This window comes from Streptosporangium minutum, assembly GCF_002149035.1.
GTDB lineage: Bacteria > Actinomycetota > Actinomycetes > Streptosporangiales > Streptosporangiaceae > Streptosporangium > Streptosporangium minutum.
Map to the genome: position 1 here is coordinate 14,349 of NZ_NGFP01000030.1, position 14,468 is coordinate 28,816.

Here is a 14,468-nt window from a genome sequence, read left to right on the forward strand (position 1 = left end):
AGCCAGCGTGGCCGGAAGCGGGTTGTCCGGCCGTGAACGGAACCGTTAACGCCGCTGTTACCCCGGTTCGGGTACGAAGTCGGTATGCGGGTTCTGGTGGCCGAAGACGAACGCGACCTGGCCGATCTCGTGGCGATGGGACTGCGCCGCCACGCCATGGCCGTCGACGTGGTGTACGACGGAGCCGCCGCGGCGGAGCGGCTGGCGGTGCACGACTACGACGTTCTCGTGCTGGACCGGGACCTGCCCGGGATGCACGGCGACCTCGTGTGCCGCGAGCTGGTGGCGCGCGGCAGTCGTACGCGGATCCTGATGATGACGGCGGCGGCGTCGGTGCCGGAGCGGGTCGCGGGTCTCGGGATGGGGGCCGACGACTACCTGCCCAAGCCGTTCGACTACGCCGAGCTGGTCGCACGGGTGCGGGCGCTGGGGCGGCGCAGCCCGTCGCAGGTGCCGCCGGTGCTGGCGCGGCACGGGATCGTGGTCGACACGCACCGGCTGCAGGCGTCGCGGGACGGGCGGCACCTGCACCTGTCGCTCAAGGAGTTCGCCGTCCTTGAGGTGCTGATGAGGGCGGACGGCGCGGTCGTGAGCTCCGAACGGCTGCTCGAGGAGGCGTGGGACGAGAACACCGACCCGTTCACGACGGTGGTGCGGGTCGTGGTCAGCCGCCTACGGGCGAAGCTGGGCGCACCGCCGTGCATCCAGACGATTCCCGGCGCGGGATACCTGCTGTGACGACGGTCCGGGTACGGCTCACGCTGATCTACTCCGGGCTGTTCCTGCTGACCTCGGTCGTGCTGCTGGTCACGGTCAACCTGCTGCTGCGCCAGGCGCTGCACGCGCGGATCGAGCGGCTCTCCGCGACGCCGGTGGCGCCGGTGGCGCCGGTGCGGGGGATGCCGGTCGACCGGCTGGCGCCGCTGCCCGCGCTGGTGGACGACGTGGTCGGCTACCAGTGGGGGGTGACCTCGCTGACGGTGGGAATCCTGGCGCTGGTGTCGGTGGTCGTCGGATGGCTGGTCGCCGGGCGGATCCTGCGGCCCGTCCACCGGATCACCGCCACCGCCCGGCGGCTGTCGGTGTCGAACCTGCACGAACGGATCGCACTCGCCGGGCCGAAGGACGAGCTGAAGGAGCTGGCCGACACGTTCGACGCGATGCTCGACCGGCTCGAACGCTCCGTCGAGGGGCAGCGGCGTTTCATCGCGAACGCGTCCCACGAGTTGCGGACCCCGCTGGCCGTCCAGCGGGCGGCGATCGAGATCGGCCTCCCCGAGGACGTCGGCGAGATCCGCGACAAGCTCCTGTTCCACAACCACCGCACGGAGAACCTCATCGACGCCCTGCTGGTCCTGGCCCAGGCGGAACACGGCCTGGACAAGAGGAGGCCGGTGGCCCTGGACCAGGTGGTACGGCTCGTCCTGGCCGAGGGAGGCTCGGGCGACGTCACCGTGACGACACGGACCGAACCGTTCGTCGTCTACGGGGATCCGGTCCTGCTCAACCGGCTCGTCACCAACCTCGTCGACAACGCGATCCGCTACAACCATTCCGGCGGAACCGTTGAGACAACGCTCTCACGCGGAGTCCTGACCGTCCGCAACACCGGCCCGGAAGTGCCGGAGGAACGTTTCGGCGATCTCTTCGAGCCCTTCCGGCGACTGCACACGACCCGTGAGCAGGGCGCCGGGCTCGGGCTGTCGATCGTCGCGTCGATCGCGAAGGCGCACGGGGCCGAGGTACGGGCGAGCCCCAACCCGGGGGGCGGGCTGGAACTCGTCGTGGCTTTCGCGGGACATCGGGACCGGGGGCCTGACCGGGATGAACGCCGGCAGGCCGGATAGGGCCCCACCCGGCGCGGGGCCTCACCGCTCCGGCAGCCGGGCGCCCGGCCGTACGGCGGCGCCGGTTCCGGTTCCGGTTCCGGTTCTGGAGGATTCAAAATAATTTCGAGGAAAGCCGTCGCCGGATGTCGAGGACCCGGAGACGGCTCCGACTCCCGGGTGAGAGCGCGCCACGAGGGCGCGGGAGATCCACAGAGACGGGACGCCATCATGGGCAGGCTCATCCACTTCGTGCACCAGTCCCTCGACGGTTTCATCGAGGGCCCGGACGGCGAGTTCGACTGGCCCCGGATGGGGCCGGAACTCTCCGCCTACTCGCAGGAGCTGAGCGGCGGTGACAAGGTTTTCCTCTACGGGCGCGTGGTGTGGGACATGATGTCGAGCTACTGGCCGCGGGCCGAGCAGCACTCGACACACGAGCACGATCTGGCGTTCGCCCCGATCTGGCGCGAGGCGTCCAAGGTCGTGGTCTCCCGCACGCTGGAGAAGGCCGAGTGGAACACCCGCGTGATCGGCGAGAACGTCGTCGAGGAGCTGACCGCGCTCAAGGAGTCCGGTGCCACGCTGCTGCTGTTCGGCGGGTCCGCGCTGGCCGCCCACCTCACCGAGCACGGGGTGATCGACGAGTACCAGATCTTCGTCCATCCGGTGATCCTGGGCGGCGGGAAGCCGGTCTTCCAGAAGCAGAGCCACCGGGCCGGCCTCGAACTCGTCGAGTCGCGGACGTTCGACTCCCAGGTCGTGCTGCTCCGGCACCGGCGTGCCGCCGCGGAGGGATGATCCCCAATCGGCGTGCCACCGTACTGAGGGTGATTCCCAACCGGCGCACGGGCCCGTCCCTCGCCTACGACCGCCTCTTGCCGCTGACCCGTCTCGTGGGGTGAGTGTCGTGCCGTCGTTCAGCGGTGTGCCGCGGACCGCCTGGTCAGCTCGGTCGCGAGGGCGGCCAGGTAGCGGTCGTGGCCGGCGCGGAGCTTGTCGACGCCGAAGAAGAGGGAGACGAGCGGGCCCGCGAGGGACTCCCGCATGGTCACCCGGGTCCGGCCGCCGGGGAGGGGTTCCAGCACCTGCTGGTCGACGGCCTTGTAACCGAAGACCACGCCGCTCCAGGTGAGCTCCCGTCCGGGGGCGACGACCGCGAACCTCGATGTGATCCTGACTCCGCCGAGCCGCCAGCGGAACGCGGCGCCGGGCGCCATCTCGCCGAGTTCCAGGACCTCGTAGCCCGGCGCCCAGGCGGGCCAGTTCCGGAGGTCGGCCATCACCTCCCAGACCTGGGCGGGGGTGGCGTCGACGACGACGCTGGACTCGGAGGTCACGGGGGCCTCGGTGTCGATCCGGTGCCGGACCGCGTAGTCGGTGTGCAGGGTCGCGAGGGAGGGGCCGCGGTAGAACAGCTTGTTCATGATTGCTCCTTGCTTTCGAGAGCAATGCTCTCTTTTCTGAGCAGTAAAGTCAAGAGCGGCGCTCTCTTTTTGGTGCGTCGCTCCAAACAGTTCTTGGTGGAGCGGGGCAGGGCCCCCTGCGGTCCCCGTCGCCCATCTCGCCGGGCATGGCCGTACTCCGCCCGCTGGTGAAGTCCGCGACCCGATCGCCCGCGCCCACGCTCACGTCCACGCCCACGTCCGCGCCCGCCGCCGACGCCGGGCCGACACGGCTCCGGCACCACGACGCGGATGGAAGGCAGGGCGGTCGACGGGGAGAGGACCGCTCCGTGGCGGCCTTCCGCAACGACTGTTCTCAACCACATGACCTGTCCGGTGGTGCGGGGCATACGGGTCCTGATGCGGATCGGTCCGGCCGTGTCGGCATAGATCGACGTCCTGCCCGCGTCCTTGTTTGACGACATCGCGAGGAGGACGGGTGGATCCAGGATTTGAGGCGGACTTCCGGGAGTTCGTCGTCGATCGGTCAGGGGCGCTGTTCCGCACCGCGTACCTGCTGACCGGTGACCGGCACGCCGCTGAGGACCTGGTGCAGTCGGCACTGGCGAAGACGGCCGCGAAGTGGCGCGGTCTCCGTGACCCCGCGGCCGTCGAGGGGTACGTCCGCCGCGCCATGTACCACGAGCAGGTGAGCTGGTGGCGGCGCCGTTCCCGCATCGCGGAGGTGTCCACCGGGTGGCTGCCCGACCGGATCGACGACGGACACGCGGAGGTCGCAGACCTCCGCCTGGTGATGCGCGGGGCACTTGCCCGGCTGACGCCCCGGCAGCGGACCGTGCTCGTGCTGCGGTACTTCGAGGACCTGTCCGAGACCGAGATCGCGCGGCTGCTCGGTGTCAGGGTGGGGTCGGTCCGCAGCCAGATCTACCGGTCCCTGGAGCGCCTGAAGAAGGCCGCACCCGAGCTGAGCACCGTGAGGGAGTTCCGATGAGCATCGAGGATCTGCTGCGCGAGACCCTTTCCGACATGGCCCACGAGGAGCAGCCGCCCCCACCGGGCCGGTTCCTCCGGGTCCACGGGGGCCGATCCCGTCGCCGTGGCCTCGCCCTGGCGGCGGCGGTGGCCGTCGCCGCGATGGCGGTCGGATCCACGTTCGTGGTCGAAGGGCTGTCCTCACGGGTGGCGGTCCCCAGGGGCATCACGGAGCAGGGCTCCGATGAGGCGCTTGTGGGGACCGGCCGGGGTCAGATCACCCTGACCGTGAGAGAAGGGCTGCGGCTCGCACAGGTCATGGAGAAGTTGTCGGCCTCCACCGGCAGGCCGGTGGAGGAGTTCTGGCGGGCCGCCGAGGACGGCAGGACGCTTGGCCTTCCGGCCTACGCCAAGGGCGCGCTGGAAGGATTCGCCTTCCCCGCGACCTATGAGGTCTCGTCCGAGTCGAGCCCCGGCGAGCTCCTCGCCGCGATGGTGGCACGCTTCAATCGCGCCGCCGAGGACAGCAACCTGGTGGACGGCGCCAGGCATGTCGGCCGTACGCCACTGGAGATCCTGACCGTCGCCAGCATCGTCCAGACCGAGTCGACCAACAAGCGCGACATGCCCAAGATCGCGCGGGTTGTCTACAACCGGCTGAACCACACGCCCGAGATGAAGCTGCAGATGGACAGCACGGTTCTGTACGGCCTGAACAAGTTCGGCATCAGGGCCTCGAACAAGGATCTCAAGAGCCGGTCGCGGTACAACACCTATGCGCGCCTCGGCCTGCCGCCCGGTCCCATCTGCAACCCGGGCGCCGACGCCATCGAGGCTGCCCTGAAGCCGGCCGCTGGGTCCTGGCTGTACTTCGTGACGACCGATCCGGAGAAGGGCACCACGAAGTTCGCCGACTCCGAATCCGAGTTCTTCAAGCTGGTCGAGGAATACGACAAGAACCGTCACCGGGGGATAGGTGAGAACCGCGGGCCCGGGGGCCGGGGCGGTGCGCCGTAGTCCTCGGTCCGAGACCGCCGCCGGGTGCCTGCGCGTTCGCCGCCGATCCGGACCACTACGACTTCGCCGGTCGGCGATGCGTCGAAGACCTGGCCCTCGAACGGGTCACCTTCAGTGAGGACGGGGACTTCATGGAACTCGGCTTCCGGCACACCTGCTGGAAGCATGAGGAGGACCTGACGGTCCGCTACCACGGCGTGACCCGCTACGGGTCCACCGTGCCGACAGGCGTGGCCGCGTGGTCCGTCCTGGTCATGGACAAGATTCCTCCGCATCTGGACGGCTGCCGCCACGAGACGGTCCTGATGTCAGGCGCAACCGTCTTGACGTGCGAGGACCTGACGGCCGTATGGACCGAAGCGGCCTGTCCGGACAAATGATCGTCCGGGGCTCCGTAACCGGGGCATCGATCACGACGCAGACGGCGCCGCGGTCCGGCGGTTGGCGTCCGTCGCGGCCCGCACGAACTCGCGCACCCGCGCGGTCGTGTTGGTTTCCAGCCAGACCGGTCCTCGTTCGATCGGTGGCGCGTCGTGGATCGGCACGTACGCGACGTCCGGGCGGGGATAGTACCGCCGGCTGTGCTCGCCCACCGGGAGGACGCCCCTGCCCATCGCGACGAGGGAGAGCATCTCGGAGAACGTGTTGCCCGCCGGCCCTTTCGGGACGGGTCTGCCCGACGGGGTGCGGTCGGGTGTGCGGTCGCGCTTGAACTCCGCCGAGGTGACCGGCGGGTACTGCACCATGGGGTGTTCGGCGAGGACTTCGAGGGACACCGACTCCTCGCGGGCCAGCGGGTGCTCGGCGGCCACGGCCAGCACGCGCCTCTCCGACAGCAAGGCCGGCCCGCAGGCCATGCCGTCGAAAGGGTACGAGGCGATGAGGATGTCGATGGAGCCGTCAAGCAGGCTCGATCGCGAATTGAACAGCTGCGCCTCGTGAACGTCGACCTCGCAGTCGGGGTGGCGTTCGGCGAACAGGCTGACGGCTTTGAGCAGTATCGGTGCGGTCCACTCGCCGAGGAACGCCACCCGCAGCTGTCCGGTGACCCCGCGGCCGGCGTCGACGGCCCTCCGTACCGCCTCGTCCATCTGGGCCGCCAACGGTGTCAGGTCATCGGCCAGTCGCCGCCCGATCGGGGTGAGACGGACGACGCGGCTCGTGCGGTCGAACAGCGGAGCGCCGATGCGGCGTTCCAGCTTCTTGACCACATGGCTGATCCGCCCGGTCGTGACCCGCAGGCGCTCGGCGGTACGGCCGAAGTGCAGCTCCTCGGCGAGCGTCAAGAAGGTCTCGATCTCGTGCCGCTCCAGCATGTGACGCTCCATCGTTGAATTTGAGTCAACGATCCTAGCTCCATCGTTGCTTGATGGCCGTCGGTGCCTGGCGCATCGTATAGAGCGTCATCCGGTCACAAGGGGAAGGGCCCTGGGACCGGCCCCGACCCGCACAACGCGGAACCATCGCATGCTCAGCACCACCGGAACAGGAACGCCATGAGCACAACGAACGTCACCGACTACCTGACCGATCTCGACGACACGTTGCGGGAGATCGGCGAGAAGCTGCGTCCCGTCATCGACGCGGCCCTGCCCGGCGCCGGCGCTATGTGGCATGGCCACCCGACCTGGAGCCTCGGCGACAGCCCGGGGAAGAACCCCGTCTGCCTCCTCAAGGCGCACGGGTCGTACATCACTTTCGGGTTGTGGCGCGGACAGGAACTCGCCGACCCGTCCGGGCGCCTCACCGCGGGTGCCCGCCAGATGGCCTCGGTGAAGCTCCGTACCGTCGACGAAATCGACCCGGCCCTGTTCGCCGACTGGCTGCGTCAGGCCTGCAACCTGGAAGCGAGGTAACGACGGTGCGTGTGAAAGCCTTCGATCACCTGGTGCTCAATGTCGAGGACGTCGAGCGCGCCCTGGATTTCTACTGCGGGCCCCTCGGCCTGGAGCCGGTACGCGTCGCCGAGTGGCGGGCCGGCAAGGTGCCGTTCCCCTCCGTGAGGATCACTCCGGAAACCATCATCGACCTGGTCCGCCGTCCTCGGAACGAGTCGAACGTCGACCACATCTGCCTGGTCGTGGAACCGCTGGACTGGCATGAGGTGATCGAGTCGGGCGTCTTCACCATCCTCGAAGGGCCCGTGGGCCGGTTCGGCGCCCGTGGCGACGCGACCTCGATCTACGTGCAGGACCCTGACGGCAACACCGTCGAACTGCGCTGGTACCCGCAGGACGCCGAAGGGTAGCCGCCGGATGGCTGTGGCGCGCACTCACTTCCGCCGTCTTCTGGTCGGGCACCTGGATCAGCTCGCCCGGGAAGAGCGGATCGGGTGACGGGAACCGAACCCGCGCGCCGGGGGTCAATGACCGAGTTCTGCTCCTGCCGGACGGGTGCTGGTGCGACGACGGGACAGGCAGCGGGACTACGCCACCGCGAACCGTGCCGGCCCGATCGGCGCCCCGGACGGTGCCCGGATTGTCGTCGTCGTGCTCACCCGCCGACCGTCTCGACGTCGCCGTGCCCACCCGCCGACCGCCCCGGCGTCACCGTGAACCCGCGCCTGGTGACCGAAATTGCCAAGTCAGTGGTCCAGCGGCTTCGATGAACTCCGTGTCCCCTCCGTTCCCCGCGACCCCGCGCCGACGCCGGCCGGCCATTCGCACGATCGTGACCGCCTCAATGATCATGATCCTTGGCCTGTTCGCGTCGACCGGCTGCACCCGGTCGACCGAGCCGCCGTCGCTGCCGCCCGGCAGCGTGTACGACCACGACGCGGCGGGTGAGAACTCACGGGCCGAACCCGCCCCGACCGGCGGTACGGCCGGGTCCGTCACCCGGCCGTTGACGGAAGCCGGCTGGTTCTGCGCGCAGGTCCGGAGTAACGCGGACGGCCGCGCCCTGTGGTGCCGGATCGGTCACCGTGACCCGGCGAACACGGTCTATCCGCAGGTCGCGCAGTTCCTGCTCGACCACGACGACCGGCTCGCCTGGGCGTGGTTCCCGCCCGCCGAGCAGCCGGTGGACCAGAGGAGAGGCGATCAGGTCGCCGACGCCGCGGCGCCGGCGCTCGCCGCGATCTGGTCCGGTGCCGGTGACCGCGTGCGGCAGGAGATCGACGATTTCGATCGTGACCTCCGGAACCGGATGGTGCAGCGGACCGACGAGATCCCCCGGACCGCGTGGCGGGACGAGTACGCGGACTACAGCCATTCCGCGATCAACGGGCTGGTCGTCACCGCCCGGGACGCCTCCGTGCGGCGCTGGCCGTTCGGCGCCGAGCACTACGCGACCACGATGAGCTCGGCTGTGGATGATCTCCGGGCCGGCGGTTACGACTGCGCCTATCCGCCCCAGGAGAGCTGCAACCGCCCCCGGTCGAACGGCTACTTCCGTGTCACACTCCGTGATGACCAGATCGTCTCGGCCCGGTTCGGCATCGGCAGCCGGATTGAGTCGGGGCGGCAACGGCATCCGCTCAGCGAGGAGTTCCCGCACGGCCTCACCTTTCTGACCGAGGCGGTTCGCGGCCCGGTCACCGAGCGCATCGAACAGGCCCGGCGGTCCGGTACCGGCTTCGCCGGCATCGTGGCGGGGACAGTCGTGATCATCGACGCGGATCGGGGCGCTGTCGGAGTGGACGATCTCGTGGCCTACTTCGACATCCAGATCGGCGTACCGCTGGCCGCGACCCTGCCCGTCTGATCACGCAGGCCGGAGTGAGGGAAACCTGTCGATGTCGAGTGATGTGATGCCGGCCAGGCAATCGACCGCCTCTGACCTGGTTCCGCGCCACGCGCCGTAGCACCGGGCTACGGTCATCCGCATGACCGAACCCGCCTACCTGACCGCCACTCGGGCGTCCTACGACACCGTCGCCGTCGACTACGCGGAGCGCTACGGGAACGCGCTCGCGTCAATGCCGTTGACCCGCGCGATGCTGGCCGCGTTCGCCGAACTCGTACAGGCCGCCGGAGACGGGCCGGTCGCCGACATCGGATGCGGCCCCGGACACGTGGCGGCGCACCTGAACGCGCTGGGCGTGCCGGTGTTCGGCGTCGACCTGTCGCCCAAGATGGTCGAGGTGGCCCGGCAGAGGTACCCGGACCTGCGGTTCCACGAGGGGTCGATGACCGCACTGGATCTCAGGGACGGCGGACTGGGCGGCATCGTCGCCTGGTATTCGACCCACCACACCCCGCCGGAGCAGTTGCCGGTGGTGTTCGCCGAGTTCCATCGGACGCTGGCGCCGGGCGGCCACCTGTTGCTGGGGACCCATGTCGGCGATGAGCGCCTCCATCTCCAGCAGGCGTACGGCCACCCGGTGTCCTACGAGTCCTATCTGCTGCCGCCCGACCGCATCACCGAGCTGCTCGCCGAGGCCGGGCTCGTCGTCGGCGCGCGACTGCTGGAGGAGCCCGGCGAGGGGCGGAAAAGGCCGCATGTCTGCCTTCTGGCCCGCAAGTCCGAACCATAGTGACAGGCAAGCGAGCCCATCGGCGATCGGCACGCACCTTCGCCGACGCCGCCGGCCACATCCGCCCCAGCCAGGCGTGGAGGACCGGAAGCATCTCGTCCTGTCGCGTGGGGGACATCTCCGCCAGGGCGCGGTGTCCGCCGCAGACTTGACCTCAAGTTCGGTAGAGGTCGCAGAGTGGGGGTTCTTCAGTAGATCTACCGGAAGGAACGGTCATGCGCGCCGTCGTGCTGCACGTGTTCGGACCCGCTGAGAACCTCCGCTACGAGACCGTGCCCGATCCCGTACCGGGGCCGGGCGAGGTCCGCGTCTCGGTGAGGGCCGCGGGAGTCCACCAGATCGAGACAGCGATGCGGGAGGGGCTGGAGATCGGTCCGCCGCTTCCCGAACTCCCCGCGATCTTCGGCGGAGAGGTGGCCGGCGTCGTCGAGTCGGCCGGACCGGACGTCGACGAGGCCTGGATCGGTGCCGAGGTGGTGACCGCGCGGGGCAGGCCGGGGGGCTACGCCGAGCTCGCCGTCGCCGACGTCTCGTCCCTGCATCGGATTCCGGCCGGATTGGGGTACGAGGCCGCCGTCACCATGGTCGTCACTGGCACCACCACAGTCGGCCTGCTCGACATCGCCGATCTCACCTCCGACGACGTGGTCCTGATCACCTCCGCGGCCGGTGGTGTCGGCCGTCTGCTCGTCCAGTTCGCCCGCCGCCTCGGCGCCACGGTCATCGGCGCGGCGGGCGGACCGGCGAAGGCGGCGGCCGTACGAGAGCTCGGAGCCGACGTCGCCGTCGACTACAACCTGCCGGACTGGGCGGCCACCGTCCGCGACGCCCTGGGCGGGCGTGGCGTCACGGTCGTTCTGGACGGGGTCGAGGGCGACAAGGGGCGCACCGCCTTCGGGCTGCTGGCCGGGGGAGGGCGCTACATCACCATCGGTGCGGCCTCACGGGAGGAGTTCCGTCCCGATGAGACGGAGCTGAAGGAGCGCGGCGTGCGCTTCACCGACGCCCTGATGATGCTGCTGCAGGGGCAGGACACGCCCGCCGACGAGGCTCGCGCACTCGCGGCGGCCGCCGACGGGATCATGCTGCCCGCCTTCCAGACCTTCCCTCTGTCGCAGGCGGCCGCGGCGCACGCCGCCCTGGAGTCGCGGGCGACGACAGGCAAGGTCGTTCTCGTCCCCGACACCGACCGGTGAGGTACGGCCGGCGTGGTGGTCCCGTGAAGAGACGCCTGTCCGATCGACTGAGTCGAGCGGGCCTGCTTCGTGGTGAATGTGACGTGTCCCCGGGAGGACGGAACTCGCAGGCTGAGCCCCGCGCCATTGTTCAGGTGGGCCAGATGCGGAGGAAGTGCAGGCCGGTCCGCGATCGCCCTCCGTCACGCCGGTCAAGTATGAGATGGTCCGCGCGCCAGCGTCCACGGACGCCGACAGTCTCGTCTCGGAAGTGACTTCTTGTGGTGAAGGAGATGAAGCCGCCGGAGAAGTCGTAGTGCGCGAGGTGGATGCCGTTGAGCGGTGCCGGTGCTTCACGGTGGAGCCAGGTCGCGATGACCTGACCTTCGGCCGGCCCCGGAGCGGGTTTCACCAGTACGTCAAGCACGACGCCGTCGGGATAGAACCGAAACACCTGTTCTCCGGCCGCGTAGATCCCGTGTGGGGATGTCTGGTCTCTTCTTCGCGCCATGCCAGGAGAATAGTGATCCCGGGTTGGCCGTCACTTCGAGCCGTGCGCAGTCCCGGCGCTGTGGGAGCGCCTGGCCGTGGAGGGATTTCTCCAGCTGATCGGGCTGAGCTGGAAGAGGGATTGCCGCCCCGCCTGTTCCGGCACGCGACCATGGCCAGGGGGAAGGTGGAGCCGCTACCGGAGAAACGGCCTTCGCCCGTGGCCTCTAATCCGCTCGGCCTGTCCGGGACGGACGGCAGGCGGGACGATCGGGTCCACCTCAGCCACCTACGGCCCTCATGGGGAACACTGCGATCGACCCGGAGCCGGAGGCCGCCCTCCCTCGCTGTTTCTGCGTCTATCCATCCAGAGCGAACCGGTAGACCAGCGACTCCCGTCGCTGAAAGCCCGCGCGCTCGTACAACCGGTTGGCCGCTTGCCTTGACGGCCTCGACGTCAGGTCAACCGTACGGGCGCCGGCCTTTCTGGCTAGTTCAAGTGCCTTGTCCGTCAACGCTGCCGCAACACCTTGCCCACGCGCGGTTTCATCGACCACAACATCTTCGATCCGTGCGCGAACACCAGACGGGAGAGGAAAGGTGACGAGGGTCAGAGTTCCCGCGATCGTCCCTCGGACGCGGGCCACCAGTACGGTGTTCGCGTCGAAGGTCACCAGTCGCGCCACGGAATCGCGATCAAGCGGCTTGGGGGTCGTCGACAGCTGCGGCAGCAACCGCTCGAACGCGGCCACCACCTCGTCGGTCGCCTCCTGGACGAGTTCGATTTCGATGGTCATGGGCCTGACCCTACCGAGGTGAAATCGGTGGGAGCCGGGACCCCCGCGCGAGGGCTTTCTGATGTTCGCCATGCCCTGCTCAAGGCAGTGCTGCGGCGGCGCAGCTTGACACGGCCGGTTGGTTGGGTACGGCGGGCGTACAGCGGGCGCCCCGAGCCGTCGCCGACCGGGACCGGCCCCCAGGCCGCACGACCGGATGACGGGCGGGAGACCGAGCGGAAACAAGGGCAAGGCGACGGCACAGGGGCGTGATCGTAAGCGGCTGTGTGGCTCCATGGCAGTACTCATTGCAGCAGGAGGTCTCCCACCTCTCATACTGCTCGGACTCCGAATCTTCGGTTCCGCGAGGTGCGAAATTCGGAGAGGCCACCAAACGCCGTTTGTGGAAAGATCCTGAAATGGGACGTGACCTAGTAGAGCTGCATATCCGCAGTGGAGACCTCGCCGACTCCGGATCTTGGGTCTACGTCTGGCTGCTTGAACGCCACGTGATTTATGTAGGCACTACCGGCCTTCCCCCGGAGGTCAGGACCTGGCTACATCTCCACGACTCTGATCCCGATATCGGCCGTGTGAAGGCCCGCTACCCAAGGGTCAGGGTCGACTCACTCGATGTGATCGCCTTCCGGCTTCCTGAAACTGTGCCACGTCCGAAAATCAAGGCCGCAGTGATCGCTCACTTCAGCGCCACGGGACTTCTCTCTGAGCACTATGTGGGCGATCCGCCGCAGTATGTGTCCATCGGGGAAGAAGTGTCTCCTCTTCTCCACCTGATCACCAATCGGATCGTCCACTCTGAGGACGGATGATCTAAGGCGTCCAATGCGCTCGGCCGGCTTGGAAGTCTCCACGCAGGAAATCCGCTACTCGTTGCCGTGATGATCGGAGAGTCGGCGTTGAAGGGCGAGGCGCCGTATCTTCGACATCGTCCACCCCTCCGGGCCGGGGTTCGACCACGCTGAGGTCGCTTCAGGGCACCGCGACAGTGTGCCCTCGGAGCCCGCGCCTGAGCATGGGGGTCATCTGGGCGGCAACGGCCAGTCGGCAGTTATCCGTCCGCCGAGATCGAGCGTGCGAGGCGGGTCATGCAGCGGTGCATAGCTGAGGCCCATACTGCAGATGAGGAGTGAGCGGCATGGGGGAGCGCAGGACCTGGGCCGACAAGAAAACTGAGATCATGAGTCGTCCTGGGGTGGGGGCGGGATATGAGGCGGCCAGGATCCGGTTCGAGCTGGGTGAGGCGGTACGGCTGCGGCGTGAGCAGCTCGGGTTGACTCAAGCCGAGCTGGCTGAGCGGACTGGGCTGAAGCAGCCGGCGGTGGCACGGTTCGAAGCAGGGGGGACGATGCCGACCATCCCCATGCTGGAGCGGCTCGCGGAGGCTCTGGAGATGCGGCTGAGCGTCCAGTTCCAGCCGCTGCGAGAGGCGAGCTGATCCGCCGGGGCGGCACTCGGGATCACGAGGCGTCGAAGTAGCGCCGGAAATGAGTGAGGCCCGGGCCGGGATTGCGCTTTCGGCCTGGGCCTTCTGGCATAGAGCGGGTGACGGGAATCGAACCCGCGCTATCAGCCTGGGAAGTCTCTATCGATCTTGGTTGCTGACCTGGGGAAACACTGACCTGCGGGGAAGTGCTCCGGTTACCCGCGATTCCCCTTCGCTCGTTCTGCTGACGGGCACGCAACGGGCACACCGCAGAGGTGGCGACCGTTTCCTCATCAGGGTCGTCAGGAGAGGCGTCGCTCGCGCCGGGGGCGCTGTCTGCACGAGGCCCTGCGTAACGAACCCATATGGTTCTCGCATGCCTGAAAGCCTCCGCCTCGCGCCTATTACCCCCGCCAACATCGAGACGGCTATCTCTGTGAAAGTCCGCCCCGATCAGGAGCGCTTCGTATCACCGGTGGCGAAGTCGCTGGCTGAGGCTTACGTCCACCCAGGGGTGGCCTGGCCCCGCCTCATCTTCGACGGAGATCGTCCCGTGGGCTTCCTCATGGCTTTCCTCGATATCGACTGGGACGGTAAGGGGGTCGATTTCCGGTCCGGCCTGTGGCGTCTCAATGTGACACCCGACGCGCAGGGACGTGGAGTCGGTCGCTTCGCCGTCGAATCAGTGGCCGCCGAAGTCAGGCGGCGCGGTGGCACACATATGTATGTCACGTGGGAGCCGGGAGAGGGCGGCCCCGAGGGCTTCTATCAGAAGCTCGGGTTCCAGCTCACAGGCGAGGAGAGCGGGGGCCAGACGGTCGGGGTGCTGGATCTGACGAACCCCTCGTAACGGCGAGCACCGTGGTTCGGTGGGCTGGGGCTAGGC

The 14,468-nt window shown here is 68.5% G+C and carries 18 protein-coding genes; 14 read left to right on the forward strand and 4 right to left on the reverse strand.

Annotated features, from left to right (window positions below; all coding sequences use genetic code 11):
* Positions 1 to 84: 84 nt before the first annotated feature.
* The 3 genes from CA984_RS09380 to CA984_RS09390 all read left to right on the forward strand — a co-directional run bounded on the left by CA984_RS09380 (position 85) and on the right by CA984_RS09390 (position 2,627).
* Positions 85 to 738: a response regulator transcription factor gene (locus tag CA984_RS09380; protein WP_086570307.1), complete on the forward strand. Its 654-nt coding sequence runs from the start codon at positions 85 to 87 to the stop codon at positions 736 to 738.
* Positions 735 to 1,847 (forward strand): sensor histidine kinase, encoded by a 1,113-nt coding sequence (locus CA984_RS09385; RefSeq protein WP_086570309.1) that lies wholly within the window; start codon positions 735 to 737, stop codon positions 1,845 to 1,847. Before CA984_RS09380 ends, CA984_RS09385 begins: the two co-directional genes overlap by 4 nt.
* Positions 1,848 to 2,057: 210 nt before the next feature.
* Positions 2,058 to 2,627 carry a dihydrofolate reductase family protein gene (locus tag CA984_RS09390; RefSeq protein ID WP_086570311.1) on the forward strand — a complete coding sequence of 190 codons (570 nt, stop codon included), beginning with the start codon at positions 2,058 to 2,060 and terminating at the stop codon, positions 2,625 to 2,627.
* Positions 2,628 to 2,746: 119 nt separating this feature from the next.
* Here CA984_RS09390 and CA984_RS09395 read toward each other — a convergent pair whose 3' ends face one another.
* Positions 2,747 to 3,253 carry an SRPBCC family protein gene (locus CA984_RS09395; RefSeq protein WP_086570313.1) on the reverse strand — a complete coding sequence of 169 codons (507 nt, stop codon included), beginning with the start codon at positions 3,251 to 3,253 and terminating at the stop codon, positions 2,747 to 2,749.
* A gap of 457 nt (positions 3,254 to 3,710) precedes the next feature.
* Here CA984_RS09395 and CA984_RS09400 point away from each other — a divergent pair, with 457 nt between their 5' ends.
* The 3 genes from CA984_RS09400 (at position 3,711) to CA984_RS09410 (ending at position 5,601) form a co-directional block, all read left to right on the forward strand.
* Positions 3,711 to 4,223, forward strand: coding sequence for a SigE family RNA polymerase sigma factor (locus CA984_RS09400; protein ID WP_012887604.1), 513 nt, complete (start codon positions 3,711 to 3,713; stop codon positions 4,221 to 4,223).
* Complete coding sequence (gene mltG, locus CA984_RS09405; protein WP_086570315.1) at positions 4,220 to 5,221, forward strand: endolytic transglycosylase MltG; 1,002 nt, start codon at positions 4,220 to 4,222, stop codon at positions 5,219 to 5,221. The genes CA984_RS09400 and mltG overlap by 4 nt, the downstream gene beginning before the upstream one ends.
* 131 nt (positions 5,222 to 5,352) lie before the next feature.
* Positions 5,353 to 5,601, forward strand: a complete 249-nt coding sequence (locus CA984_RS09410; protein ID WP_086570317.1) for a hypothetical protein — start codon at positions 5,353 to 5,355, stop codon at positions 5,599 to 5,601.
* A gap of 30 nt (positions 5,602 to 5,631) precedes the next feature.
* Here the strand turns inward: CA984_RS09410 and CA984_RS09415 are convergent, their stop codons facing one another.
* Positions 5,632 to 6,549 (reverse strand): LysR family transcriptional regulator, encoded by a 918-nt coding sequence (locus CA984_RS09415; RefSeq protein ID WP_242675834.1) that lies wholly within the window; start codon positions 6,547 to 6,549, stop codon positions 5,632 to 5,634.
* Between the two features lie 168 nt (positions 6,550 to 6,717).
* Here CA984_RS09415 and CA984_RS09420 point away from each other — a divergent pair, with 168 nt between their 5' ends.
* From CA984_RS09420 to CA984_RS09440, 5 genes are all read left to right on the forward strand, one after another.
* Positions 6,718 to 7,077 (forward strand): DUF1801 domain-containing protein, encoded by a 360-nt coding sequence (locus tag CA984_RS09420; protein WP_086570321.1) that lies wholly within the window; start codon positions 6,718 to 6,720, stop codon positions 7,075 to 7,077.
* Positions 7,078 to 7,082: 5 nt separating this feature from the next.
* Positions 7,083 to 7,469: a VOC family protein gene (locus CA984_RS09425; RefSeq protein ID WP_086570323.1), complete on the forward strand. Its 387-nt coding sequence runs from the start codon at positions 7,083 to 7,085 to the stop codon at positions 7,467 to 7,469.
* A 434-nt stretch (positions 7,470 to 7,903) separates the two neighbouring features.
* Positions 7,904 to 8,926 carry a hypothetical protein gene (locus tag CA984_RS09430; RefSeq protein WP_242675835.1) on the forward strand — a complete coding sequence of 341 codons (1,023 nt, stop codon included), beginning with the start codon at positions 7,904 to 7,906 and terminating at the stop codon, positions 8,924 to 8,926.
* Between the two features lie 121 nt (positions 8,927 to 9,047).
* Positions 9,048 to 9,698 carry a class I SAM-dependent DNA methyltransferase gene (locus CA984_RS09435; RefSeq protein WP_086570327.1) on the forward strand — a complete coding sequence of 217 codons (651 nt, stop codon included), beginning with the start codon at positions 9,048 to 9,050 and terminating at the stop codon, positions 9,696 to 9,698.
* Positions 9,699 to 9,913: 215 nt separating this feature from the next.
* Entirely contained in the window at positions 9,914 to 10,894 is a 981-nt protein-coding gene (locus tag CA984_RS09440) for a zinc-binding dehydrogenase (protein WP_086570329.1), read from the forward strand.
* Positions 10,895 to 11,024: 130 nt separating this feature from the next.
* On the opposite strand, the gene CA984_RS09445 is transcribed toward CA984_RS09440, so the two are convergent.
* Complete coding sequence (locus CA984_RS09445) at positions 11,025 to 11,327, reverse strand: hypothetical protein (protein WP_086570331.1); 303 nt, start codon at positions 11,325 to 11,327, stop codon at positions 11,025 to 11,027.
* Positions 11,328 to 11,721: 394 nt separating this feature from the next.
* Positions 11,722 to 12,159, reverse strand: coding sequence for a GNAT family N-acetyltransferase (locus CA984_RS09450; RefSeq protein ID WP_086570371.1), 438 nt, complete (start codon positions 12,157 to 12,159; stop codon positions 11,722 to 11,724).
* Between the two features lie 398 nt (positions 12,160 to 12,557).
* Between CA984_RS09450 and CA984_RS45345 the strand changes: the two genes are divergently transcribed.
* The 3 genes from CA984_RS45345 to CA984_RS09460 all read left to right on the forward strand — a co-directional run bounded on the left by CA984_RS45345 (position 12,558) and on the right by CA984_RS09460 (position 14,432).
* Positions 12,558 to 12,968, forward strand: coding sequence for a hypothetical protein (locus CA984_RS45345; RefSeq protein ID WP_133061584.1), 411 nt, complete (start codon positions 12,558 to 12,560; stop codon positions 12,966 to 12,968).
* A 326-nt stretch (positions 12,969 to 13,294) separates the two neighbouring features.
* On the forward strand, positions 13,295 to 13,594 hold the full coding sequence (locus CA984_RS09455; protein ID WP_086570333.1) for a helix-turn-helix domain-containing protein: 300 nt from the start codon (positions 13,295 to 13,297) through the stop codon (positions 13,592 to 13,594).
* A gap of 364 nt (positions 13,595 to 13,958) precedes the next feature.
* The gene (locus CA984_RS09460; RefSeq protein WP_086570336.1) at positions 13,959 to 14,432 is read left to right on the forward strand and encodes a GNAT family N-acetyltransferase; all 474 of its coding nucleotides are present in this window, start codon (positions 13,959 to 13,961) and stop codon (positions 14,430 to 14,432) included.
* The last annotated feature ends 36 nt before the right edge of the window (positions 14,433 to 14,468 follow it).

Bases quoted from the DNA above. Each gene is read 5' to 3' on its own strand.
- CA984_RS09395 (WP_086570313.1), bottom strand. From the start codon at position 3,253: ATGAACAAGCTGTTCTACCGCGGCCCCTCCCTCGCGACCCTGCACACC.
- CA984_RS09380 (WP_086570307.1), top strand. From the start codon at position 85: ATGCGGGTTCTGGTGGCCGAAGACGAACGCGACCTGGCCGATCTCGTG.
- CA984_RS09415 (WP_242675834.1), bottom strand. From the start codon at position 6,549: ATGGAGCGTCACATGCTGGAGCGGCACGAGATCGAGACCTTCTTGACG.
- CA984_RS45345 (WP_133061584.1), top strand. From the start codon at position 12,558: ATGGGACGTGACCTAGTAGAGCTGCATATCCGCAGTGGAGACCTCGCC.
- CA984_RS09460 (WP_086570336.1), top strand. From the start codon at position 13,959: ATGCCTGAAAGCCTCCGCCTCGCGCCTATTACCCCCGCCAACATCGAG.
- CA984_RS09455 (WP_086570333.1), top strand. From the start codon at position 13,295: ATGGGGGAGCGCAGGACCTGGGCCGACAAGAAAACTGAGATCATGAGT.
- CA984_RS09390 (WP_086570311.1), top strand. From the start codon at position 2,058: ATGGGCAGGCTCATCCACTTCGTGCACCAGTCCCTCGACGGTTTCATC.
- CA984_RS09430 (WP_242675835.1), top strand. From the start codon at position 7,904: ATGATCATGATCCTTGGCCTGTTCGCGTCGACCGGCTGCACCCGGTCG.
- CA984_RS09420 (WP_086570321.1), top strand. From the start codon at position 6,718: ATGAGCACAACGAACGTCACCGACTACCTGACCGATCTCGACGACACG.
- CA984_RS09435 (WP_086570327.1), top strand. From the start codon at position 9,048: ATGACCGAACCCGCCTACCTGACCGCCACTCGGGCGTCCTACGACACC.
- CA984_RS09440 (WP_086570329.1), top strand. From the start codon at position 9,914: ATGCGCGCCGTCGTGCTGCACGTGTTCGGACCCGCTGAGAACCTCCGC.
- CA984_RS09450 (WP_086570371.1), bottom strand. From the start codon at position 12,159: ATGACCATCGAAATCGAACTCGTCCAGGAGGCGACCGACGAGGTGGTG.
- mltG (WP_086570315.1), top strand. From the start codon at position 4,220: ATGAGCATCGAGGATCTGCTGCGCGAGACCCTTTCCGACATGGCCCAC.
- CA984_RS09410 (WP_086570317.1), top strand. From the start codon at position 5,353: ATGGAACTCGGCTTCCGGCACACCTGCTGGAAGCATGAGGAGGACCTG.